General features: G+C 44.5%; 18 protein-coding genes. 15 read left to right on the plus strand and 3 right to left on the minus strand.

Annotation, left to right across the window (positions count from 1 at the left end; translation table 11 throughout):
- Position 1 precedes the first annotated feature (1 nt).
- From ABIE27_RS16720 to ABIE27_RS16735, 4 genes are all read left to right on the plus strand, one after another.
- On the plus strand, positions 2 to 2,674 hold the full coding sequence (locus ABIE27_RS16720) for a DUF5696 domain-containing protein (protein WP_123066749.1): 2,673 nt from the start codon (positions 2 to 4) through the stop codon (positions 2,672 to 2,674).
- Positions 2,671 to 3,570, plus strand: coding sequence for a carbohydrate ABC transporter permease (locus ABIE27_RS16725; RefSeq protein WP_090920925.1), 900 nt, complete (start codon positions 2,671 to 2,673; stop codon positions 3,568 to 3,570). The genes ABIE27_RS16720 and ABIE27_RS16725 overlap by 4 nt, the downstream gene beginning before the upstream one ends.
- A 21-nt stretch (positions 3,571 to 3,591) precedes the next feature.
- Positions 3,592 to 4,605: a carbohydrate ABC transporter permease gene (locus tag ABIE27_RS16730; protein WP_123066748.1), complete on the plus strand. Its 1,014-nt coding sequence runs from the start codon at positions 3,592 to 3,594 to the stop codon at positions 4,603 to 4,605.
- Between the two features lie 149 nt (positions 4,606 to 4,754).
- On the plus strand, positions 4,755 to 6,323 hold the full coding sequence (locus ABIE27_RS16735) for a glycoside hydrolase (RefSeq protein WP_123066747.1): 1,569 nt from the start codon (positions 4,755 to 4,757) through the stop codon (positions 6,321 to 6,323).
- Positions 6,324 to 6,450: 127 nt separating this feature from the next.
- Here the strand turns inward: ABIE27_RS16735 and ABIE27_RS16740 are convergent, their stop codons facing one another.
- The gene (locus tag ABIE27_RS16740) at positions 6,451 to 6,900 is read right to left on the minus strand and encodes a DUF1569 domain-containing protein (RefSeq protein WP_123066746.1); all 450 of its coding nucleotides are present in this window, start codon (positions 6,898 to 6,900) and stop codon (positions 6,451 to 6,453) included.
- 96 nt (positions 6,901 to 6,996) lie between these two features.
- Between ABIE27_RS16740 and ABIE27_RS16745 the strand changes: the two genes are divergently transcribed.
- The 11 genes from ABIE27_RS16745 to ABIE27_RS16795 all read left to right on the plus strand — a co-directional run bounded on the left by ABIE27_RS16745 (position 6,997) and on the right by ABIE27_RS16795 (position 19,450).
- On the plus strand, positions 6,997 to 7,833 hold the full coding sequence (locus tag ABIE27_RS16745) for a class I SAM-dependent methyltransferase (RefSeq protein WP_123066745.1): 837 nt from the start codon (positions 6,997 to 6,999) through the stop codon (positions 7,831 to 7,833).
- A gap of 43 nt (positions 7,834 to 7,876) precedes the next feature.
- Positions 7,877 to 8,701: a methyltransferase domain-containing protein gene (locus ABIE27_RS16750; protein WP_123066744.1), complete on the plus strand. Its 825-nt coding sequence runs from the start codon at positions 7,877 to 7,879 to the stop codon at positions 8,699 to 8,701.
- A 19-nt stretch (positions 8,702 to 8,720) separates the two neighbouring features.
- Positions 8,721 to 9,665, plus strand: coding sequence for a hypothetical protein (locus ABIE27_RS16755; RefSeq protein WP_123066743.1), 945 nt, complete (start codon positions 8,721 to 8,723; stop codon positions 9,663 to 9,665).
- A 67-nt stretch (positions 9,666 to 9,732) separates the two neighbouring features.
- Positions 9,733 to 10,563, plus strand: a complete 831-nt coding sequence (locus tag ABIE27_RS16760) for a phosphotransferase family protein (protein WP_161557034.1) — start codon at positions 9,733 to 9,735, stop codon at positions 10,561 to 10,563.
- A gap of 113 nt (positions 10,564 to 10,676) precedes the next feature.
- Entirely contained in the window at positions 10,677 to 11,141 is a 465-nt protein-coding gene (locus tag ABIE27_RS16765; protein WP_123066741.1) for a GNAT family N-acetyltransferase, read from the plus strand.
- Positions 11,142 to 11,756: 615 nt separating this feature from the next.
- A complete protein-coding gene (locus ABIE27_RS16770) occupies positions 11,757 to 12,638 on the plus strand; it encodes an AraC family transcriptional regulator (protein ID WP_123066739.1) in 882 nt (293 codons plus the stop codon).
- Positions 12,639 to 12,660: 22 nt separating this feature from the next.
- On the plus strand, positions 12,661 to 13,932 hold the full coding sequence (locus ABIE27_RS16775) for an ABC transporter substrate-binding protein (RefSeq protein ID WP_123066738.1): 1,272 nt from the start codon (positions 12,661 to 12,663) through the stop codon (positions 13,930 to 13,932).
- 112 nt (positions 13,933 to 14,044) lie between these two features.
- The gene (locus ABIE27_RS16780) at positions 14,045 to 14,950 is read left to right on the plus strand and encodes a carbohydrate ABC transporter permease (protein ID WP_429351015.1); all 906 of its coding nucleotides are present in this window, start codon (positions 14,045 to 14,047) and stop codon (positions 14,948 to 14,950) included.
- Entirely contained in the window at positions 14,950 to 15,774 is an 825-nt protein-coding gene (locus tag ABIE27_RS16785) for a carbohydrate ABC transporter permease (RefSeq protein ID WP_123066736.1), read from the plus strand. The genes ABIE27_RS16780 and ABIE27_RS16785 overlap by 1 nt, the downstream gene beginning before the upstream one ends.
- Before the next feature lie 5 nt (positions 15,775 to 15,779).
- On the plus strand, positions 15,780 to 18,335 hold the full coding sequence (locus tag ABIE27_RS16790) for a hypothetical protein (RefSeq protein ID WP_123066735.1): 2,556 nt from the start codon (positions 15,780 to 15,782) through the stop codon (positions 18,333 to 18,335).
- Positions 18,336 to 18,370: 35 nt separating this feature from the next.
- On the plus strand, positions 18,371 to 19,450 hold the full coding sequence (locus tag ABIE27_RS16795; protein WP_429351016.1) for a glycoside hydrolase family 88/105 protein: 1,080 nt from the start codon (positions 18,371 to 18,373) through the stop codon (positions 19,448 to 19,450).
- Between the two features lie 90 nt (positions 19,451 to 19,540).
- Here ABIE27_RS16795 and ABIE27_RS16800 read toward each other — a convergent pair whose 3' ends face one another.
- The gene (locus ABIE27_RS16800) at positions 19,541 to 20,554 is read right to left on the minus strand and encodes a sugar ABC transporter substrate-binding protein (RefSeq protein WP_123066733.1); all 1,014 of its coding nucleotides are present in this window, start codon (positions 20,552 to 20,554) and stop codon (positions 19,541 to 19,543) included.
- On the minus strand, positions 20,547 to 22,136 hold the full coding sequence (locus tag ABIE27_RS16805; RefSeq protein WP_240037207.1) for a response regulator transcription factor: 1,590 nt from the start codon (positions 22,134 to 22,136) through the stop codon (positions 20,547 to 20,549). The genes ABIE27_RS16800 and ABIE27_RS16805 overlap by 8 nt, the downstream gene beginning before the upstream one ends.
- Positions 22,137 to 22,138: the final 2 nt, after the last annotated feature.

The following is a 22,138-nucleotide window of genomic DNA, read 5'->3' on the forward strand; positions in this document are numbered from 1 at the left end:
TATGAGAAAAAAGCGTACTGCGTTTGCAGCGGTCATTCTCATTGCAAGCTTGTTCATGTCTCAAAATGTCAACTATGCGGAGTCCGTATCGGAACGTGTGGTAACCACATCCGGAGATTCACAAGAGGCGGATCAGAGCAAGGCTGCTGAGTCGTCTGCAACACAACAAACTTCAACGGATCAAAAATCTACGGCGGCGGATCCTGAACGTGAGGGAAAAGAGCAATCCGCTGCGACCAGCTCTGAACCGAAGGCAGCATCTGCAAATCAAAAGAATAACAAAGCGGCGGCTGCTCCTGAGGGGATGGAAGCTGTTGCAGAAAAGGATGGCTTGATTCTATATCTGAAGCCGGAAACCACAGAGATTGCGGTCAAGGATCAGAAGAATGGTGCGATGTGGTTTTCTAACCCGCAGGATCGTGATCAGGATAGCATTGCGACGGGTTATAACAAGTCCCAGCTGAATGTGCAATTTGAATTGACGTATTACGATAATACGGGCAATGCGCTCAAATACGATAATTTTACGCACAGTGTAGAGAGTGGTCAGTTTGAAGTTGAAAAAGTAAAGGACGGTCTCAACGTTGTATACACGCTGGGTGAAGTCAAAAGTGATATTGAAGCCATCCCTAAATATATTAGCGAGGAACGCTTTAACACGTTAATTCTCGGGAAACTGGAAGAAAAAGACCAGAAAGAAATTGAGAAGCGCTTTAAGTATGATGCGCAGAACAAACGTTATGAAAGACGGGATTCATCTCTAAAAGGCGTAGGTTTGTCCAAAGTAACCCGAATTTTCGAATCCATCGGCTATGATGAGGCACAGATCGCCATAGACAAAGCGGCCTACGGTGAAGAGGAAAACGGGAACGCAAGTGTCGTTGTGCCTGTCCACTATCGGCTGGAGCAAGGACGTCTGCGTGTATCCATCCCGGAGAACGGTATCCAATACCCGGATACGATGAAAATTCAATCGTTGTCCCTGTTGCCGTTTTTCGGAGCGAGCGGTCCAAAAGATAAAGGATACAGTCTGGTGCCGGACGGATCGGGATCTCTGATTTATTTTAATAATAAAAAAACGTCTGTGTCCCCATATAGTACAGCTCTGTATGGAAGTGATCATGCTGTAAACCAACTCTCCCAGATTCAGAAGGAACAGAAGGCGAGAATGCCGGTGTTTGGCATGAGTTACGGAGACAAAGGATACCTTGCGGTCATTGATAAGGGTGACGCGGTTGCGTCTGTTGAAGCGGATGTCAGCGGCAGGTTGAACCAGTACAACACGGTGCATTCCAGTTTTTCGCTCAGCAGTATGGAAGAGGTTACCCTGACTAATGGCTGGCGTTCGAGCACAGTCAAACGGTTTCAAGCACAGCCTTTTCATAATGAAATGGCCGTTGTGTATGAATTCCTGGATGCAGATGATGCGAGCTATTCAGGTATGGCCTCGACTTATCGGGATTATCTGACGGAGCAAAAGAAACTCACCCGTTTAGGTGATGATACAGAAATGCCATTTTACGTGGAACTGATCGGCGGCATTCCGAAGAAAAAGTTTTTCCTCGGCATCCCTTACAATGCTTACGAGTCGCTTACCACGTTTGAAGAGGCACAGGATATTTTAAAAGAGATGCAAAGCCTTGGTGTGGAGGACATCCAGCTTCGGTACTCGGGGTGGTTTGGCGGAGGTATCCACCATGATATACCGAAGTCGATCGATGTTGATAAAAAGCTTGGTGGAGCTAAAGGTTTGCAAAGCCTGCAAGCTTATATACAAGAGAATGGCTTTGGATTATACCCGGACGTATCCTTCCTGGAGGCATTCCCAGAAGCGAAGGGATTCAAAAAAACGTATGCTTCACGCCAAATTACGGGTAAACTTGCGCAGTTGTTCCCGTACTATATCTCCTCCTTTACACGGGATGATGAAGCATCTCCGGGCTATGTCCTGAGTCCGGAATCGGTGCCGGGCATTGTGAGTGGATTTTTACAAGATTATAAAGAGACTGGACTTACAGGTCTGTCGCTTCGAGACTTAGGCGACCAGCTGAATTCCGATTTCAACCGCGCTAATGTGATCAATCGCGAGCAGGCCAAAGAGGTTGTGATGAAGCAGCTTGATCAGGTGCGCAGTTCCGATGCATCGCTTCTTGTAGAGGGCGGCAATAGTTATGCAAGCCCCTATGCCAGACATATCGTGGATGCACCTGTGAGCAACAGCGGGTTTAACATCACCGATGAAGCGGTTCCCTTTTTCCAACTGGTCTATCACGGCTTCGTGCAATATACAGGGCAGGCCTGGAATATGGCGGATGATCAGGATTCCCATGTACAGATGCTGCGGGCGATCGAAACCGGATCGGCGCCATATTACACGTGGTTCTACGCAGATCCATCTGCGATCAAACTGACGAGTTTTGACGCGTTATATTCAGCCGATTATCGGCGCTGGATTCAGGAATCAGCAGAGCGATACAAGGAACTGAAGAACGTGCTCCAAGATGTACAGAATCAAACGATTGTTAAACATGAGAAGCTGAGTAAGGGTGTGTATCAAACGACTTACGAAAAAGGTAAAACGGTCATTGTGAATTACAACGATGCTGCTGTGGAGTGGAATGGCACACGTGTGGCAGCGAAGAGCTACTGGGTAGGAGGTGACATGCCGGAATGAAACTTAAGAAATTATCCCTAGAGCAAAAAAACAGATATTACGGTTTGTATTTCATCCTGCCTTGGTTCATCGGTTTCCTGCTGCTTTTCATGGTGCCGCTGATCTCTTCGTTCCGATACAGTCTGAGCAATCTGCAGGTGTCCAATGAAGGATTTACGCTGGAGTTTATTGGGTTGGCCAATTTCCGTGAGGCGTTATTCTCTCATGAATCCTATGTCAGGATGTTGACGGAATCTGTAATCAATATTGTCGTCAATACACCGTTAATTATTATTTTCAGCCTGTTTTTTGCGGTGATTCTGAATCAGAAGTTTCATGGAAGGGTGCTGGCAAGAGCGATTTTTTTCCTTCCGGTTATTCTGGCTTCGGGTATTATTGCGAGTATCGAAAACGGGGATTTGATGCAATCCGTTGTGCGCAGTGCCAACGACATGACGGGCGGTGGACTGTCTGTGATGAAAAATCTGGATCTGACGATAATGCTCCTTGAATCAGGTATGAGTCCGATTCTGGTTGAATATTTGACAGGTGCGGTTAGCCGGATTTACGAGATTGTCAGTCAATCAGGCGTTCAGATTTTGATTTTCCTTGCGGGTTTGCAGTCGATTTCTCCATCGCTGTATGAGGCAGCCAAAATCGAAGGATCTACAGGTTACGAAGCCTTTTGGAAAATTACGTTCCCGATGCTGAGCCCATTGATTCTGACGAATCTGGTGTATACCATCGTGGACAGCTTCATCAGTGATCAGACGAGTCGGCTTGTGGTGGACACGGCCTTCAAAAGCTTTAACTTCGGGCTCAGTGCGGCGATGTCATGGATGTATTTTGCCGTGATTGCACTAATCCTGTGGGTAACGACCGCCCTGGTATCCCGCAAGGTCTTTTATCAAAACTAGTAATTCTGAAGGAGGCCTGACATGAAGACAGAAACCGCAGCAGGGCAACCGCCAGCGAAAAAGGAATGGATGCATCGCCTGGGATCCACGGCCTACTGGTTTGAAGCGATCAAGAAGTGGGCGTGGATTCTGGTTCGGTTTGTCTTGATCTTTGGCATTTCATTTGTCATTCTTTACCCGATTTTATTGAAAATATCGATATCCTTTAAAAGCATGTCCGATCTGTATGACCCAACGGTGATCTGGATTCCGCGTACGTTTACGCTCGAAAACTTTAAACTGGTCTTCACGGCGATGAACTATCCCAGCGTGCTGATGAACACCTTATGGTTATCCTCTGCGGTTATGCTTCTCCAGACGATAACCTGTGTGCTAGCCGGCTACGGGTTTGCAAGAATCAAGTTCAGAGGTAGCGGTTTGTTGTTTGCTGCCGTAATTTTTACCATCTTGGTGCCTTCACAGACGATCATGATTCCGCTCTATCTAAATTTTAAGAACTTTGATGTGATGGGCTTAATCGAGCTGTTTCGTGGCAGTCCTGCTAATCTCATCAACACATACTGGCCATTTCTGATTTCCGCAGCACTCGGCATGGGTGTGAAAACAGGTCTGTACGTCTACATTTTTCGCCAGTTCTTCAGAGGTATCCCACGTGAGATTGAAGAGGCAGCCTACGTGGACGGTGCTGGATATTTCAAAACGTTTGGACGTATTATTTTGCCTAACGCGATACCTTCAATGGTTACGGTTATGCTGTTCTCGTTTGTATGGCAGTGGAATGATTCTTTCTTCACCAATATGTATTTAAATGAACCTAAAGTCATGTCCTCGATGATGTCGTCCTCGGGCTTTACCATTGCGACGTATCTGACGGGCGGAGGTCAGGCCGCGGCATCTTATACACAAGATCCGTTTTTCATGTCCATGATGATGAATACGAGTGTACTGATGGCCATTTTGCCGCTGATTATCATTTATCTGTTCGTTCAGCGTCATTTCGTGGAGAGTGTGGAACGTTCCGGTCTTGTAGGATAACAGGATTGGAGCAGTGAACTGAAGGGGAATATGTCCTTCATAACTTGAGAAGGACACTGAATTTGGAAGCTTATAAGAGGCTGCCTACGTAGATGGCAGTCTCTAACCCATAGCTATTTTAACGGCTTATCGGCAGAGGAGGATTAGGAATGCAAAGAGATAACCCACAAGCAATAGATAGGCTGGATGCACAAGTCACGATTGATGGAAATAAATGTTATCAGAGCATAGACAATTTTGGCGCGTCGGATGCGTGGTCGATGGAACCGCTAGGGAAGTATTGGAGTGAGGAAAATAAAGCAAAGATTGCCGATCTGTTATTTTCCAGGGAGCGAGGAATCGGGTTGTCCGCGTGGCGTTTTAACATAGGCGCAGGTTCAACAGAAACCGATCAGGATCGAATACCCGACCCCTGGAGAAGAGCCGAAGCTTTCAAAATATCAGAGGAGCACGAGTATGACTGGAGTAAACAGTCTGGCCAACAGTGGTTCCTTCAAGCCGCGCGTGAGCGGGGAGTTGGGACACTAATCGCTTTTGTAAATAGCCCACCGGTATGGATGACCAAAAATGGGCATGCCCAGCCTGATCTTGAAGTGGGTTCGACGAATCTGAAACCAGGTTATAATGGAAAGTTCGCGTCTTATCTGATTGATGTTTTATCCTATTTCAAGGGAAAAGGACTCGCTTTTGACTATATTAGCCCGATCAACGAGCCGACTTGGGATTGGAATCAGTCTTGGCAGGAGGGGAACCGTTACAATAATGATGATCTGAAACAAGTAATTCTGGAATTATACCGCCAGTTACAGCATACCGGTCTACAGACACGGATCAGTGCACCGGATGGCGTGGAAATTACGTCGCTCTTGGACGATGAGTACTATCGCCAGTTTGCGGGAAGTGGCACGTATTCCAGCGGCGCTAACAAGCTGGGCACAGGGAAGTATAGGGAATACATAAAGGATATGATTGGTGATCCTGAGGTGAAAGAAGCGATAGGGAATAAAATGGCTTCCCATTCATACTGGTCCGACTACAGTAATCCCGGAGACGATCGGTTAGTCAGATTGAGGCAATTGCTGCACACCAACATGAAGCATTACGATGAAGAGAGCAAGTACTGGGTGACGGAATATTGCATTCTGGGGGATTATGGTCCCGGACGTGATTTAGGGATCGAGCCTGCGCTTCATGTGGCAAGAACGATTCATTTTGATCTGGTAGAAGCGAATGCGGCAGCATGGCAATGGTGGACAGCGGTTTCCAAAGTAGATTACAAAGATGGATTAATCTATACGGATTTTAATGAAACCGGCGATGAGCAAAATATTCTTACTTCGAAAATGCTGTGGGTACTCGGTAACTATAGCCGATTTATTCGGCCTGGTGCGAAGCGAATCGACTTGACCGGACTTGGTGAGGAAGCCGACAGCGGTTTGTTAGGTTCTGCCTATGTCCATGAGGGAGAGCAAACCGTGACAGCTGTTTTTGTGAATCATGGTGAACAGGACAAATGCATTCAACTACACCTCCATGAGCTGGGATTAAATGAACGAATTACCACAATGCAGTCTTACGTAACCAATGCGGAATTGGATCTGGTTTGTCAGGAGAGAGTACCCGAAGCGGAAGAAGAGCAGACTTTTATCGTAAACATTCCAGGAAAATCGGTTGTGACCCTCACTGGCGGCGCACAGAAAGTGGAAAGTGGCGAGTAAGAGCTTCACTTGATATTGCCCATGACACTTGAAGCTTGAACCATGCAGAAATGTGTGATAAAGCGGAATGTTGTCATGGGCTTTTTTTCGATCATGGGATCTGTCGCGGCTGGATAAGACTCTACATTTAAACTCCAAATTGCTTTAGATGATGGTCCAGATGTTTATAGATTCCTTTTCCCCATTGCTCAGGTGTTAGTTTTCCGAAGAAAGGGTGGGGATGATGGGAACATTGATCTGGGCCTCTTACTTGAAAAGTAGTGATCTGCTCTTTTAGTTTTTCTTTCTCGGTCTCAAACACTCGATCATCATCAATAACGATGGTTGGAATGGTCGACATATTTTGTGGTAAAGGTTTTTCATTGTAAAACATCGGTTTGGCAAACCGTCCAACAAGTCTTCCTAGCAATCCTCTTGGCGGGAACGTATTACCCAAAGGGATATCATGAAAAGCTGCACAGTGAGCTAACATTTGAGAAACCTGCATGGTTCCCCACAGAGGTGTGGAATCTTCACGGAGTCGATCAATACGATCTGTAATTTCAGTAGCATGTCTTGTTTCAAAAATACTTTTCATCGAAGCACCCCGATCTATTATAGTAACTGTTGAACTGGAGACAGTATTATTCCATTATTGAGAGGTTTATTCGGATATGTTCAACAATAATAAAATATGGTAAGTTTAGTCAATGAAATGAGAAAAATAATGTTAGCAAATTTGAGGTGGATATTTATGGAAAACAAGGAAACATTCAATCTCGTAGCGATTGAATATGAGCGTTACAGACCCGTCTATCCGAGTGAAATGTTTGATGATATTTTTACATATGCGAAGCTTGATAAGCAAGATTCTATTCTTGAAGTTGGTTGCGGAACAGGGCAGGCCACTGGTGGTTTGGTAAGTAAGCACTACACCAACATAACGTGTATTGAATTAGGTAGCAATTTGGCACAGTTTACCGCAGATAAATTCAGATCGTATCCATCCATTCAAGTGATCAACACTTCGTTTGAGGAATGGAATGAAGAAGGAAAGCTTTTCAAGTTGATGGTGTCAGGGACAGCCTTTCATTTTATTGATCCAGAGATCGGTTACCGCAGGGCCTGGGAAGTGCTTGAGGATGAGGGATGCATAGGTTTTTTTTGGACAGTTCATGTTCCTGGCTACGACCAGCTGCATCGAGAAATCCGTGCGCATTACATTGCGCTAGCCTCTCATTTGGATGATTCTCAATATCCTTCGCCCGATGAAGTCATTCAGGAGCGCAAAGAAATAACGGAGCGTTCGGGCTTGTTCACAGACATTAAGGTCAAGGAATATAACTGGATACAGTCCTGTTCGAGCGATGAGTATGTCGCACTTTTAAATACAAATTCCAAGCATCAGCAGCTTTCTGAGGATGTTCGGAGTACGCTTTTGGAGAGAATTAAACGTTCAATAGATCATGCAGGTGGAACGATAGACAAACATCACAAGGTTGCTCTTTTTTTAGGTAGAAAAAAAGTGTGAGAATGCAGGTTCTATCATTTTAATCAACAGGAGATGAAGAAATATGACTGACACGCGTTCAACTTACAATATCCAAACCGCAGTATTAAGTTTCAATGAGGAACTAGAGAGGTTAAAGATGCAAGCGGTCATGGGATGGTCCAAAGAATTTCGTAATCTGTCGTGGTATGGGCTCAAAAATGGAATGCGTGTATTAGAGGTCGGAAGCGGACCAGGCTACATCACAGAACAATTATTGAACAGTCTACCGGGCAGCGAGATCACCTCGCTTGAGATTGATCGTACGTTACAGGCACAAGCCAAAGAACGGCTGAAAGACGTTTCTTCCGAGCGACTGCAGTTTGTGGAATCTTCCATATATCAAATGGATCTGCCAGATGACTCCTTTGATTTTGTGGTGGCTAGACTGATCTTTCTTCACCTGAACAATCCGATCGAAGCTGCGCAAGAAATTTATCGTGTGCTCAAGCCTGGTGGCCGGCTGGCCATTATTGATGTTGACGACGGTATTTTTGGGGCGGTGAATCCGGATATACCGGCGTTGCATAGCGTATTAATGAAAATCGCCGACTATGTAGCCCAACATGGCGGTAATCGGTTAATTGGCAGAAGTTTGCCGCGGCTCCTTGCTGAGAGTGGATACATTGATGTTGACATTGATGCGGTTGTTCAACACAGTGACATCATCGGTATAGAGGGTTTCAAGCAACAATTCAATCTCCAGCGTTTTGTACATTTTGTTGAAAAGGGCATCATTAGCCCGGAGGAGTTTGCCCAGTTGCAGCGAGCTTTTGAAGCTATCAATCATTCGCCAGAAGCCTATGCCATGATGAATTTTATTACTGCTTGCGGTACGAAGCCATTGTAAGGGCTATGAGGGACGGAGGATGAGGAAGAATATCGTTCATGCTTTTCGGGAAACAGTGGTGCGAGGCGATCATCAGGAGATGATTAACTTATTAAAAAAATACGAGCAAACCGGCGAACTCGCTGTGAATGAACGCGGCTGGGTATACTGGAATATTTCAGATGGCTACGCCCTGTTAAGAGAGCCGGAGCTACTTTATGCCAATCATCTGGCATTTTACGAATGGGGGAAGGAGACTCTTCTCCCTGAACAGTATCATTGGGTCGTTTCCGATTCCACACAGGCTTTGTCATTGTCTCTGGGGAATTACTTCGAGCATTGGATTGTCTGGTATCGATATGCTTGCGATCATGCGCCAAAATTGGATTCCAATCGCGCCGTTCGTTTTGAGAGCCACCGGGCCTTGGGCGGTACGTTCTGGGCATTAGAGAGATACAGCGAGATGCCGGAAGTCTTAGAACATATGAAACAGCTTACCTGGGAAGATCAGCAGTGGGACAATCTTCTTTTCGCCCGGATTACATATAACAAACAGCGTCTAGCTTATCTGTATCACTCCAGAGACGAAAGAGAAGTAGATTTACTTATGCATGAAACGATGCATTTAATAGATAACATTGATTGGGCTTCCTTAGAGCCCATGAAAAAAGAAGAAGTTGTCGGCAGCTGGGAAGATGTGAATTCATGTAGAAACTCACAGCGAGATATTCATATTGCGTTAAATAATCTGGCTTGTATTCTAGCGGATATTGAACAGTCTGAAGAAAGTGCGAAATTGTTCAGACAGCTACAAGATAGGGGGTACGTCTTGAATGGATATGCTTTTTCCAAATATATTTATTCGGTTTGGAAGTCAGAAGGGGCAAGTATCGCTCGAACAGCGTTGGCTGCCAATAAATCTTTTGAGCTCTCTGAATTGACTAAACATAGTCCTGTTCTTGTCGAGATCGGAGATCAGATTTGAGTACGCGTTAGTGAATAGCACTTAATGGAAATAAGAAAGAAGGAATCATAAAGTGATACATGACACCTTGTTAAATCGATTCCCAAATGTAAAAATCGTTGGATTAACTGGCGGTTATACGAATACGACCCTCTTACTTGAGGGAACTGACATGAAGAGGGTTGCCAAAATCTATCATGTGAATAATTCAGATGCAAAGACAGAAATAAGTGCACTGACGCTGTTAACTCATTCTGGGGTGACTCCTCGAGTGTATGATTATTTTGAGCAAGATGAACGGCTATTTGTAATGATGGACTATGTCACGGGCGTAAATGCACAGAAGATTTTGGATCAAGATAGACTTGACCAAGGCAGGAGAATGTATGAGCAACTGGGTAAATATCTCGCCAAAGAGGTGCACTCCGTCAAACGAGACGACCAAGAGACAGAGTTGCCTGTTATCATGAAATCCGCTGTTGCTGTGGATGGACTTAAGTTCATGCCTACTGGAATCAAGAGCATGGCAAAAGAAGTATTAAGCATTCCAGATCATGGGGAACAAACTCTGATTCACGGGGATTATGGACCGCATAATGTAATGTTATGCAACGATTCCATGTTCATTTTGGACTGGGAGTGGGCAGGCTGGGGGAACCCGTTATTTGATGTGGCATGGGTTGTCTGGTTTGTGCATTTACATTATCCTAATATGGCCAAGGAACTGTCAGGAGCCTTCTTAAGTACATATACAGAACATACAAATGTCCAAATAACACATGATTTAATCCGAGCTTACGCCACATCCAAAGTAATACAGATCATGAACCGCATCAAGAATGCCCACCCGGATGTACAGAAGGAATGGTTGCGAAGATTAGAATGGACGCTGCAAACGAACTTTTGTGTAAATGAATAGTGAGATGAATCACACCGAAATACCTAAGCCAATGTGAAAGGAGTGATGCAGTATGAGAAAACAGTTGAATACGTGCATTAAAAAACGAAGAAAACCATTAGGAGGAATTTTAAATGACTATTCAGGTGAGACCTGTTTCGATGGATGATTGGTTTGCTTGTACTCAATTGCAGGTAAGTGAAGAACAGAAATCAACGTTCCCTGCACCGGTTGTATACTGGTTGGCTGAGTCTAGGTTTGTCAAAGATTTTCAACCTATGGCAATTTACAACGATTCAGATTTGGTAGGTTTTGCGGTGTACTCCGATCAAGAGCCTGACGAGGGTGATTATTGGCTGCCTGCACTGATGATCGATAGCAAATATCAGGGCAGAGGATATGGAAAAGAAGCACTCCGTGCTTTGATTCAAAGGATGCAAAAGGCATTAGACTGCAAACGCATCCTGATTGGACACAGACCTGATAATCACGTTGCAGGTGCCTTGTACGAATCTCTCGGTTTCCAGCGGATCAGTGAGGAACTTATTGATGGAGAGGTTGTTCGAGCTTTGAAATTAGAATACAGAGGGATTGAATAACTTCTCTATGATGGATTGAGTCCGCTGAGCATGGCTTGTTTAGAAGGAGGTATAGACGAAGATGAACATATTCAAACGGCTGACCTTTTGGTTAGTCCTTTTCTCATTACTGGTGTGTTTCAACAACCTATCTGGTAATGATGATAAAAACATTTTGATATATTTAACGAATCCATTCAATCCGCTATTAAACCGCTGGCTAACAGACATCAATATGAACCCGGAGACAACGTACTTGTTTAAACCTCTCATTTGTGGATTACATCTGCTCTTTTGGACAGCATTGGGTCTGATTATTGATAAATTAATAAAGAAGGATAAGATCAGGAAACAAACCGGGAGGTAACGGATATGGCTCGTATATATGGAGAACGAATCGTACTCAGAGAGTATCTCCACCACGTCGTAGACTAAGAGCTATGGCGTGTTTTTTTATTTCCAGCATTTAGATGGTTGAGATCCTTTGAAATCATTTGCAACAATTGTGATCAACAATACAGCAATATAGTTCATATTAGTTCGAAATATCTGTGATACAATTCATTGTAAAGCGCTATCATTACAAATGATTAAACTATATTGCTATTTATATTCAGAGAAGGGAGATCTTTATTGATGTTAACTATACACACCCCGACGAATATGGCATTGCAGGAAAATGAAATTTATGTGCGCTCGGAAGCTGACAATTTTCAGGATGAATGGCCCATTCATACACATAACGGGTATGAGATTCATTATTTTATCCAAGGGGATGCAACCTTCTTAATCGGTGATCGAATCTATAAGCCGAAGCCCGGGGATATGTTTATTTTCAGAGGCGGAGTCCCTCATCGGATCAATCCTTCGAGAGAGATTGTGTACAAGCGAAGTTTTGTTAATTTTACGGAAATATTGCTATTAGATATGCTTGAGCTTAGTCAATTAGAGAATCTGATGTCTATTTTCCGTCACCCCGACGGTTTATTGGTACATTGGTCCCCGGAGGAGCGTGAATACATCTCAAGTACATTTAAAGGGATTAAAGAGGAGATGGATGCCCGAAGTGCGGGATGTAAAACGATGGTTAAATTGATTCTTACTCAGTTGCTACTGCGGATTTATCGAAAAATGACTACGGAGCAATCGGTCGATCCGATTCTGATTTCCTCACAGAAGCAGTCCAGTGTGAGCCGAGTTCTTCATTATTTGAACCAAAATTATGCGGAAAATGTTTCACTCGATGAACTGTCCAAAACGCTGCATTTGAACAAATATTATATTTGTCATTCTTTTAAAGAAACTACGGGATATACGATCAGCAATTATGTCATACGCAAAAGGGTGGCAGAGGCCAAAAAGCTGTTGCTTTCTACCGATGCACCGATTTTGTCCATATCCGAGACATTAGGCTTCAATACACCTGTGTATTTCAGCAGAGCATTCAAACAATACGTTGGTGTTTCACCACAGTTGTTCCGTAAAAATGAATTGCTTCATGTATCCCAAAATCATTAATTCTTCTTAAGGAGAGGTTAAAATGACAAGAAAAACATGGTTTAAGATGAGCATCAGCGTGTTACTGACAGCTGTGCTCATCCTGCTGAGCGCTTGTGGAAGTGCGGGTAACAACGCTAGTGGGAAACAAAAATCTCTTGACTTCTTATGGTTCTCTGATGGGAAAGAAGGAGAAGTCATCAAGGAGATTATTAAGGAATACGAGCAAAGTAATAGCAACGTAAAAATCAATCTGATTGAAGTTGGCTTCAAGGATATTCAAACCAAGTTGAAAACGATGTTGTCTGGAGGGAAACCACCAGCCTTGAGCCGGGTGACGGATACGGGGTCTTTTGCCAATCAGGCTGTTGATCTTACCCCTTATGTAGAGAATGCGGAACAATTCCAGGATCAATTTATCGACTCCCTTAAACCTTACTATGTTATGGACAACAAACTGGTAGCCGCGCCGATGGACGTTACAGCGAATGGATTGATTTATAACAAAACCTTATTTGATAAAGCCGGTGTCAAGGTGCCAACTTCTCCAGATGAAGTATGGACTTGGGACGAATATATCGCTGCATTAAAGCAGGTGATGGACAAAGGCGGAGCGCGATATGGCATGGTTTGGGATGTCACTCCCCATCGTTGGTCTACGTTGTTGTACCAGAATGGCGGAAGCATCTTGACAGAGGATGGCAGTGCTGCCGCGATTAACAGTGAAGCTGGAATTCGCTCCATGGAGATGTTCAAGCAGCTTCATCAAGAGGGTATCATGCCTGAATCGGTATGGCTCGGCGGAGAAAATCCGAACAATTTGTTCCGTTCCGGAACTGTAGCGGCGCACTGGGCTGGCAACTGGATGATTAGCAATTATAAGGATATTACCGACTTCGAATGGGGTGTCACCTACATGCCAAAAGGAACGCAGCGTTCTTCCGTACCAGGAGGGAAGTTCCTTATGGCCTTTAAGGGTAGCGGGCAGGAAGAGGAAGCTGCAAAGTTTATTGAATATTTGACGTCCAAGGAAGTGAATTCCAAATATAATCAGGAGTCCTTGTTCATGAGTCCGAGGAAGGACAGCTCCACACTGAATTATGAATTTGGAAAGGAGATGTTTGAAGTTTTCTCGGATGAACTGAAAAATAGTTCTCCGCTTGCAGCGAATGATTGGTCCAGGCAAACGCTTATATCCAAGATTTCTACGGATTTGAAAAATCATATTATGGACGTGTTATCCGACAAAGCAACCCCGCAGGATGCATTGGATCAGATGGCTAAGCAGATTAATGAAGCCATAGGCAGTCAATAAGGTCTAACCAAACACAAAGTTAAACGCAAAGCCAAATGTTCATCACGACCGGGGGCTTACCGATTCCTGTTAGGCCTCCCTTTCGTTTAATTTATAAGGAAGGGGCATGCAGATGAGTGAAGCACAACGAACAAATCATAAAACATTAAGCAAACAGAATAGGAAACTCGTGATCGCTCCGTATCTGTTCATACTTCCAAACCTCCTGATCTTTAGTACATTTATCGTCTTCCCCTCTTTATTGGGTCTGTACTATTCATTCCATGTCTATGATGGGTTAAATCCGATGAAATTTAATGGGCTGGACAATTATATGAAGATTCTGACGGATCAGGAGTTTTGGTCAACCATAGGAAGAACAGGCATTTATGCTGTGATTGTTGTTCCATTAATTTATGCAGCAGCTTTGGGCATTGCGTTGTTGCTGGCGCGAGAGATTCGAATGCGCGGTTTTTTCAGAGCCATCTTTTACTGGCCGACCATGATTTCTTATATCATTGTTGGTTTAACCTGGAAATGGATTTTCGGAGATTCCTTCGGCATTCTGAATCATCTGTTAACGATGGCAGGCGCAGAACCTGTAGGCTTTCTAACCTCATCTTTCTGGGCCAATACGGCTGTAATTGTGGCGACGGTATGGTCACGAGCAGGATTTTTCATGGTCGTTTTTATCGCAGGTTTACAGGCTATACCTACAGATTATTATGAGGCTGCCCGTTTGGACGGGGCAACAGGAACCAAGGTGTTCCGCTATATTACCCTTCCGCTGTTGAAGCCGACAAGTTTACTTGTGGTTATGCTTTGTCTGATAGACGCGTTTAAAGCGTTCCCACTTATGTTTGCGCTTACAGGAGGTGGGCCAGGTAAAGAAACGACCTTTATTGTTCAATATATTTATGAGATTGGATTTAACAGGCAGGAATTAGGTCTTGCCAGTGCCATGTCTGTCATTCTATTTATGCTCATCGGCGGATTCTCGGCACTTCAATTCCGCCTATCGAAAGGAGGGGCTGTCTGATGGTCATGAAACCTATGGTTAAAATCACCATCTACGGTATGTTAAGTGTGGCCGCAGTGTTGTGGCTACTACCTGTGTTATGGGTTGTAATTTCTGCCCTAAAGACAAATAGCGATCTGTATAGCTTTCCTCCTAAATTGTGGCCAGATCCAGTGACCTTTGAACATTTCAAGGCGGCATTCAAAAAAGGCGATTTTGGCTTGTATTTTATGAATAGTACGATCGTCACGCTCTCTTCAACGTTGCTACTGTTATTGATCAATTCCATGGCAGGCTTTGCACTCGCAAAGTATCGCTTCCGTGGAAGCTCCATTATACTCATTGCTTTTATCTCAACACTTATGATCCCGATTGAGGTCATTATGATCCCGATCTTCAAAGTGTTAAGTGCACTCGGTTTATATAACAGCCTGCTTGCCATCATCATTCCGCCTGCAGCAACGCCGACGGGTGTGTTCCTTATGCGGCAATATTTGCTGACCGTACCGGATGAGTTGTTAGAAGCGGCTCGTATGGATGGAGCGGGAGAATGGAAAATTTACTGGAGCATTATTCTTCCGATAGCCAAGCCCATTCTGGCTGTCCTTGCGATCTTTTCGTTTATGTGGAGATGGGATGATTTTGTATGGCCGTTAATTGCAATCAGTGATCCATCCAAATACACCATTCAGCTGGCACTCTCTAATTTTATTGGAGAATACAACGTCGACTGGGGAAGCCTGCTTGCCATGTCCGTTATTACGATGCTTCCGGTCTTAATTGTTTTTATGGTTTTCCAGCGTTATTTTGTCAGCGGTATGATTACTTCAGGCATGAAAGGATGAGTTAAATGGTAGAATCCACCCAGGACGGGACGGATACTTTGAATTACAAGCCGATGAAACTAGGCGGAAATCAGGTCATCAATCATTGGTTGATCAGTGGTATATATACGGAGCCTGTTACCTTTGTTCCAACAACGATGGAGGGAGATATTAATGATTGGCTTATCGATGGATTTGCCATTCACGAAAACCCGTGCAGGCAAGAGTTTGTTGAACATAGAAGATCACAGCCTGTATCCCGATTTTTCGATCAATGGAGTGAGTTTCCGAGTCCGGGAGATCCATTTCGAGGAGAGCAGGATGGGATGTCATGGGAGATCTATTCTCCCTGGGGTAATCCACGAGTAGAGAAATCAGGCTTCTGGTTTGTGCCCACTCATCTGCGTAGTTATGCCGCGACACGTCTGGTCTCTCCGACCGCTCATAAGGCCTCATTCCGAATCAAAACGTATGGAAGCCTGACACTGTGGATCAATGGAGAACAGGTAACGGATTTTGCGCCGTTTGTTCGTAATAAAGAGCAGGAAATCGTGATTCAAGCTGAGCTTACAGCCGGAGTCAATGAGATTTATGCCTGCTGGGAGGATCTGGCTGAACGAGATACGATGTATGCTTTTGCCGTAGAATACCTTGGAAACGAAGAATTGCATGTTTCGCTGCCTATTGCTTCTCATTTGGTAGAGCCTGTGCGATCCGCCGAGCGCGCTCTGGAACAAGCTTACTTTCCTTCAGATATTTTTAAAGGCGAACAGATTAAACTTAAGCTTCCGCTTTCCTTGCCAGATATCGTCAGAGAGATGCATGTTGAGTATGGCAATTTCTTTGATGGCACCGAAAATAAGACGATACAGATCGCCGAGAAGGAAGCGGATCTGGTTCTGGGACATACCAATGAAATTGGACATCATTACGTCTATTTCACGCTGACCATTTCGGTTTCAAACGTAGTTCTCACCAAGAAGTTTGGTTGCCAATCCTACGATACCCGTTATGATGAGGCTGCTCATCAAGCCAAAGATATTGAAACCCGCAAATTGCTGGCTCTGCAATGTATTGCCGAGAAGGGTAGCTCTAACATTCACACAGCGATCGCTATGCTAAAAACAAATGGCAATGTGCAAGACGCGGAGACCATGTTGTTAGAAGGTGTGGAGGGCATTGAAGAGCGGAAGGATTGTAGTGATTTTTATCTCGTAGGGCTGTTCCGGCTATGGAGAGATGAACGAGATAGCGGGTTGTTCAGTGAAGCATTCTGGGAGCGGGTAAAAGCAAGTATCCTGAATTATCGGTATTGGATCGATGAACCTGGCGATGATGTGATGTGGTTTTTCAGTGAGAATCATGCGTTGTTGTTCCATACGAACGAACTGTTAGCGGGGCAACTGTTTGGGGAAGAAATGTTCACGAATAGTGGTGAAACCGGTGAAGTACATCGTCAGAAGGCAGAACAGAGGCTTGCTTTATGGTTTGAACGCTTTATGGAAGAAGGATTGGCTGAATGGAATTCTAGTGCGTACATTCCCATTGATGCAGTGGGACTCTTGCATATTTACGAGTTTGCTCAGAATGAACAACTTAGACAGCAAGCGAAAAAAGCAATGGATTTGTTATTTTATTATATTACGATTCAGATGCATCAAGGGGTGATGTCCACCACGTTTGGGCGTAGCTATGAGAAAGAATTGCTGGGGAGTTATGCCGCGGGGACAACGTCCATGTGCTGGATCGGTTATGGTGTCGGTCATGTAAACAATTATTCAATTAGTAACGTGGCTTTGAGTTTATCCGATTATATCCCTCCTGCCGCTTATCAGGAACATCTCTTGCTTGAGGAAAATCAACAGTTAACGTTTACCAATCAGCAGGGCAAGGGAGGGTATGCCAGACTCTATCATTATCGAACAGCGGAGTACGCTTTGTCTTCCATCATTCGCTTTCGACCAGGCAAGCCAGGTTATCAGGAGCATGTCAACCATCTGTCCCTGTCGCCAGAGGCGCAGGTATGGGTGAATCATCCCGCAGAGATATACAAACATGGGGATGGTAGGCCTTGTTTCTGGGCTGGAAATGGTATTTTGCCTGACGTTGTTCAGCATGAAGCGATAGCTTTGATGATGTTTGATATTCCGGCAACGCATACTTCGGATTGGACACATGCTTATTTTCCTACGTCATTTTTCACGACATGGGAGAAACATGAGAATTGGTATTTTGGCCGTCTGGATAAAGGGTATGTGGCTCTATATGCAGCGAATGGAACGAGCATGGAGGAGAACGGAGTGACAAGAGAGCGTGAGCTTGTTTCCCCTGGATTGCGTAATGCCTGGATTATCAGAGCAGGCAATGAATTGCAATTCGGATCATTTAGCCATTTTGTAGACCAAGTTCGTTCTTCCAGCCCGCAATTTGACAGTACTTCTCTGACGCTTAGCCTGACCGATCCGATATACGGTTCCGTTCAGTGGGGAATGAATAAACCTTTACTTGTTCAAGGAGAGGAAATCGTACACGCAGGTCATGGTGTTAGGGGACAATTGCATCTAGATGACATTAAACGTTGAATCGTGTGCACTAAAATCTGGGGAGTGAAACTAACATGCTGAATCAAGATATGCTTATGGAGAAAATAAGCAAGGTATCGGGTGCGATGAAATCGATGAAAAACACAAGCATCAACGAACAGTTCCCTATTGGACTGATCGACATTCATCTGTGGGAATGGCCGCAAGGGGTCGGACTTTACGGTCTCCTTCAGCTCTATGAAGCAACCAACGATGCTGAAGTGCTTCGTTTTCTTGAATCCTGGTATGATGCCAGGCTGATGGAGGGACTACCCGAGAAAAATGTGAATACCTGTGCACCGTTGCTTACTTTGATGGCACTAAGCCAGCTGACCGGAAACAAAGCATACGAACGTGTCTGTGAAGAATGGAGTAGCTGGATTATGGAAGAACTGCTGCGGACCGGAGATGGTGCGTTCCAGCATATGATCACGGGAGATGCGAATGATGGACAGATTCTGATCGATACTCTTTTTATGACGGTGCTGTTTTTGGCCAAAGCAGGAGTGCACTTTGAGAAACCAGTCTATGTGGAAGAAGCCAAACGACAGTTCCTTGTGCATATTAAATATCTGTACAATAAACAAAGCGGATTGTTCTATCACGGCTGGGATTTCAATGAAAACCATAATTATGGGGCTGTTCATTGGGGAAGAGGCAATGCATGGTATACGGCTGGAGTGATGGATTTTCTAAATATCATCCCCATTGAAGATGGGCTGAAGTCTTATCTGCTGGATACAGCGACTGCGCAAGTCAGAGCACTTAGCAAGCTGCAGCATGAGGATGGCATGTGGCATACGGTACTGGATGATCCAGACTCCTATAAAGAAACGTCCGCAACGGCAGCGTTTGGATACGGAATTCTCAAGGGAATCCGTTATGGTTACCTCGATGAATCCTATCTTGATACGGGGATGAGGGCGCTTGAAGCTGTGTTGCAGCATATTGATGAAACCGGAGTTGTACAGCAAGTATCTTATGGAACACCTGTAGGGCATGATGCCCAGTTTTATAAAGAAATACCGATTAGTCCGATGGGCTATGGACAAGCGTTGACGTTATTTATCCTCATTGAGGGCTTAAGGTCTTCAGTTGTTGCTGAAGTGTCTTAAAAAAAGATAATACTATCTTCATGATTTGATTAAAAATCACCCTATAGCGAAGCCCTTTGAAAGGCTATTCTAGAGGGTGATTTTGATTCGTCAGTACTCAGATGTAATCCTATTTTGGTTGATTTCCGTTATACCCGTATTGATAAAATCCTCAACAGGAAGACCTTCACTTGCACGCAGCAACGTTTCAATAATTTTTGTCCCCCATACCTGCTCATTTTGCGAAATTACGGATGATACCTGCCCATTTAACAGTCCTTTTTCACTAATTGAATTGCCACCAAAAGCAATAAGATGCCGGTTCAACCCTTTGGCTTTCCAAACGAGAGTAGAAGCTGAAACGGATACAAAATCCAGCCCCACAACTGCATTAAAATGGGGGTGTGCATCAATCATGGATTCAATATCGTTGACTGCTCGGTCTTCATTACCTTGATTGTATCTGACTTCCAAAATTTCGATGTCGGTGTCATTGCGAATATAATCAATGAATCCGTCCAGACGTTGCTGCAGACCAACGATCTCTTCCATACCACTTTCGACTAAAATCATGCCTTCATTATTTAGTAGCCTGGCTGTGGTCTGAGCAAACTGTCGTCCCGTTTGATAATTGTCCGCTCCGACATACGCAACCCGCTCGCTGGAAGGTGCATCGGATTCAAATGTAATCACCGGAATACCTGCTGCCGTAGCTTTATGAATGACCGGTGTGAGCGCGGCAACATCAATAGGAGCGATGGCAATCCCGTCAACATGTTGTTTGATCATGTTTTCGAGAATGCGTATTTGCTGTTCGGTACTTGCTTCGTCCGGCGCATTGACGGTAAGAGTCACATGATGTTTTTCAGCAGATTGTGCAGCATCCATCGTGATCATCTCATATGTCGGATAGGTCATCGGATAGATAATTCCAAAGGTTTTGTTTTTGGCCACGGATGGTTCCGCAGCTGTAGTAGCATACTGGCTTGCTTCCTGACGTTTGGGATGTAGAGCGCCTGTATCCGAATTTATCGTTGAACTCGAAGTGCTTTTCGAGCAAGCAGTTATAGTTAATACAAGCAAGATCAACAACAAGAGCCAGCCAGCCCTTTGGAGCTTACTCATACATGGGCTCTTTTCTCATGTCCACAGATGTTTCATCGGGTACCACGGCCCCCCGAGTGCGATATTCCTTGGGCGTACATCCGGTTGTCTTTTTGAATATATTTGAAAAATAGTGTGGATCGTTATAGCCGACCTTGAATGCAATCTCAAACGTCTTGTTGCTCGTTGTTTTGAGCAATTCTTTGGCTTTGCCGATTCTCACTTGGGTTAAGTATTCCGTTATGGTTTGACCAGTTTCTTGGCTGAAAATTTTACTGAGATGACTTGGGCTAATACGCACATGTGCTGAGATGCTCTTCAAGGAAACCTGCTCGTTATTGTATTGCCCAGACACATACGCTTTGACCTGATCAATGACATCACTGTATTTGCCAGAAGATGCTGCTCTTCGCTGCCATAATTGTTCGAGCAGATAGCGCAAGTATTGAGTGCAGGCTTCCCAGCTTGTAATTCCCCGAATCATCTGCTGTAAGCTCCGAATGTTCTCATCCGGGTCAGCGCCCATACGAAAGATTTGATTCGCGAGTCGGAAGGATTCTAGTGTAAGATCGTTCAACAAATAAACGCCATATGATGAAGCATTCCAGTCTATCGACTGTAATGGAGCTGCGAATTCCTGTACAAAGCTGTCACGCAGATGGGGATCACCAATCTTGAGAAACTCAAGAAACCGACTGCGATCTAACAAAATATTCATTTTCTCATCCAGGTGAATCTCCCGCAATGAGGCTTTGTTTTGCTGGGTCAAACGCGTAATATATTTGTCTTCATCTGCTTCAAGATAGGAAACATGAATGCCTTGCAGGCGCTCCTGATTGCGGCCAATGCCAATAACGACACTGCAGTTGAACTGCTGCTCCAGATCCAGACGAATCTGTCCTCGAAGCTGTTCCAGATAAGCCATAATACGGTTTTCGGAGCTGGATTTGAGCAACAGCACCCGTTCCGTTCGACTACGAATGTAAGAGAGGAGCTCCACATCGACGCTACAGAATTCCTCCAGAATCCGAAGTGTTTTATTTAATAATAACTCCGAGTTTTGAGAATCATCATGGGGTCTGATATCCATAATGACGATGGTGTAGAATTTCGCCGAAAGAGACAGGGAAAGCTTTTTGGCAGAATCGATGGCATCCGATGTACCGATGAGACCCCCGCACAGATCGGCGAGCAGTTTTTCTTTGGTCATCGAAAGACTACTCAGTCGTTGTTCTTCTTCATCCATCTTCTGACTGACTTCATGCAAAATCTGAAGAAGTTCTGTTGCGCTGACGGGTTTAAGACAATATTCAGTAACGCCAAGACGGATCGCCTCCTGGGCATAACTGAACTCATCATGTCCGCTCATAATAATGATCTTGATCTGGGGTTTTTGTGCACGGATGATAGAGGCCAGCTCTAAACCGTTCATAAACGGCATTTTAATGTCGGTAATGAGAATATCAGGTGCCCATTCTTCGATTAAGGGTAAAGCCAGCTCCCCATCCGGTGCATCTCCGCAGTAGTGAAAACCTTCCTTTTCCCATTGTACGCTGTTGCGTATGTTCTCCCGAATCCCGATTTCATCATCGACAATCATCACCT

The organism is Paenibacillus sp. 4624, assembly GCF_050435065.1.
GTDB lineage: Bacteria > Bacillota > Bacilli > Paenibacillales > Paenibacillaceae > Paenibacillus > Paenibacillus amylolyticus_D.

Coding starts and splice junctions, on each gene's coding strand:
- ABIE27_RS16730 (WP_123066748.1), top strand. CDS start 3,592: ATGAAGACAGAAACCGCAGCAGGGCAACCGCCAGCGAAAAAGGAATGG.
- ABIE27_RS16720 (WP_123066749.1), top strand. CDS start 2: ATGAGAAAAAAGCGTACTGCGTTTGCAGCGGTCATTCTCATTGCAAGC.
- ABIE27_RS16755 (WP_123066743.1), top strand. CDS start 8,721: ATGAGGAAGAATATCGTTCATGCTTTTCGGGAAACAGTGGTGCGAGGC.
- ABIE27_RS16745 (WP_123066745.1), top strand. CDS start 6,997: ATGGTAAGTTTAGTCAATGAAATGAGAAAAATAATGTTAGCAAATTTG.
- ABIE27_RS16780 (WP_429351015.1), top strand. CDS start 14,045: ATGAGTGAAGCACAACGAACAAATCATAAAACATTAAGCAAACAGAAT.
- ABIE27_RS16740 (WP_123066746.1), bottom strand. CDS start 6,900: ATGAAAAGTATTTTTGAAACAAGACATGCTACTGAAATTACAGATCGT.
- ABIE27_RS16775 (WP_123066738.1), top strand. CDS start 12,661: ATGACAAGAAAAACATGGTTTAAGATGAGCATCAGCGTGTTACTGACA.
- ABIE27_RS16790 (WP_123066735.1), top strand. CDS start 15,780: ATGGTAGAATCCACCCAGGACGGGACGGATACTTTGAATTACAAGCCG.
- ABIE27_RS16770 (WP_123066739.1), top strand. CDS start 11,757: ATGTTAACTATACACACCCCGACGAATATGGCATTGCAGGAAAATGAA.
- ABIE27_RS16785 (WP_123066736.1), top strand. CDS start 14,950: ATGGTCATGAAACCTATGGTTAAAATCACCATCTACGGTATGTTAAGT.
- ABIE27_RS16800 (WP_123066733.1), bottom strand. CDS start 20,554: ATGAGTAAGCTCCAAAGGGCTGGCTGGCTCTTGTTGTTGATCTTGCTT.
- ABIE27_RS16750 (WP_123066744.1), top strand. CDS start 7,877: ATGACTGACACGCGTTCAACTTACAATATCCAAACCGCAGTATTAAGT.
- ABIE27_RS16765 (WP_123066741.1), top strand. CDS start 10,677: ATGACTATTCAGGTGAGACCTGTTTCGATGGATGATTGGTTTGCTTGT.
- ABIE27_RS16735 (WP_123066747.1), top strand. CDS start 4,755: ATGCAAAGAGATAACCCACAAGCAATAGATAGGCTGGATGCACAAGTC.
- ABIE27_RS16795 (WP_429351016.1), top strand. CDS start 18,371: ATGCTGAATCAAGATATGCTTATGGAGAAAATAAGCAAGGTATCGGGT.
- ABIE27_RS16725 (WP_090920925.1), top strand. CDS start 2,671: ATGAAACTTAAGAAATTATCCCTAGAGCAAAAAAACAGATATTACGGT.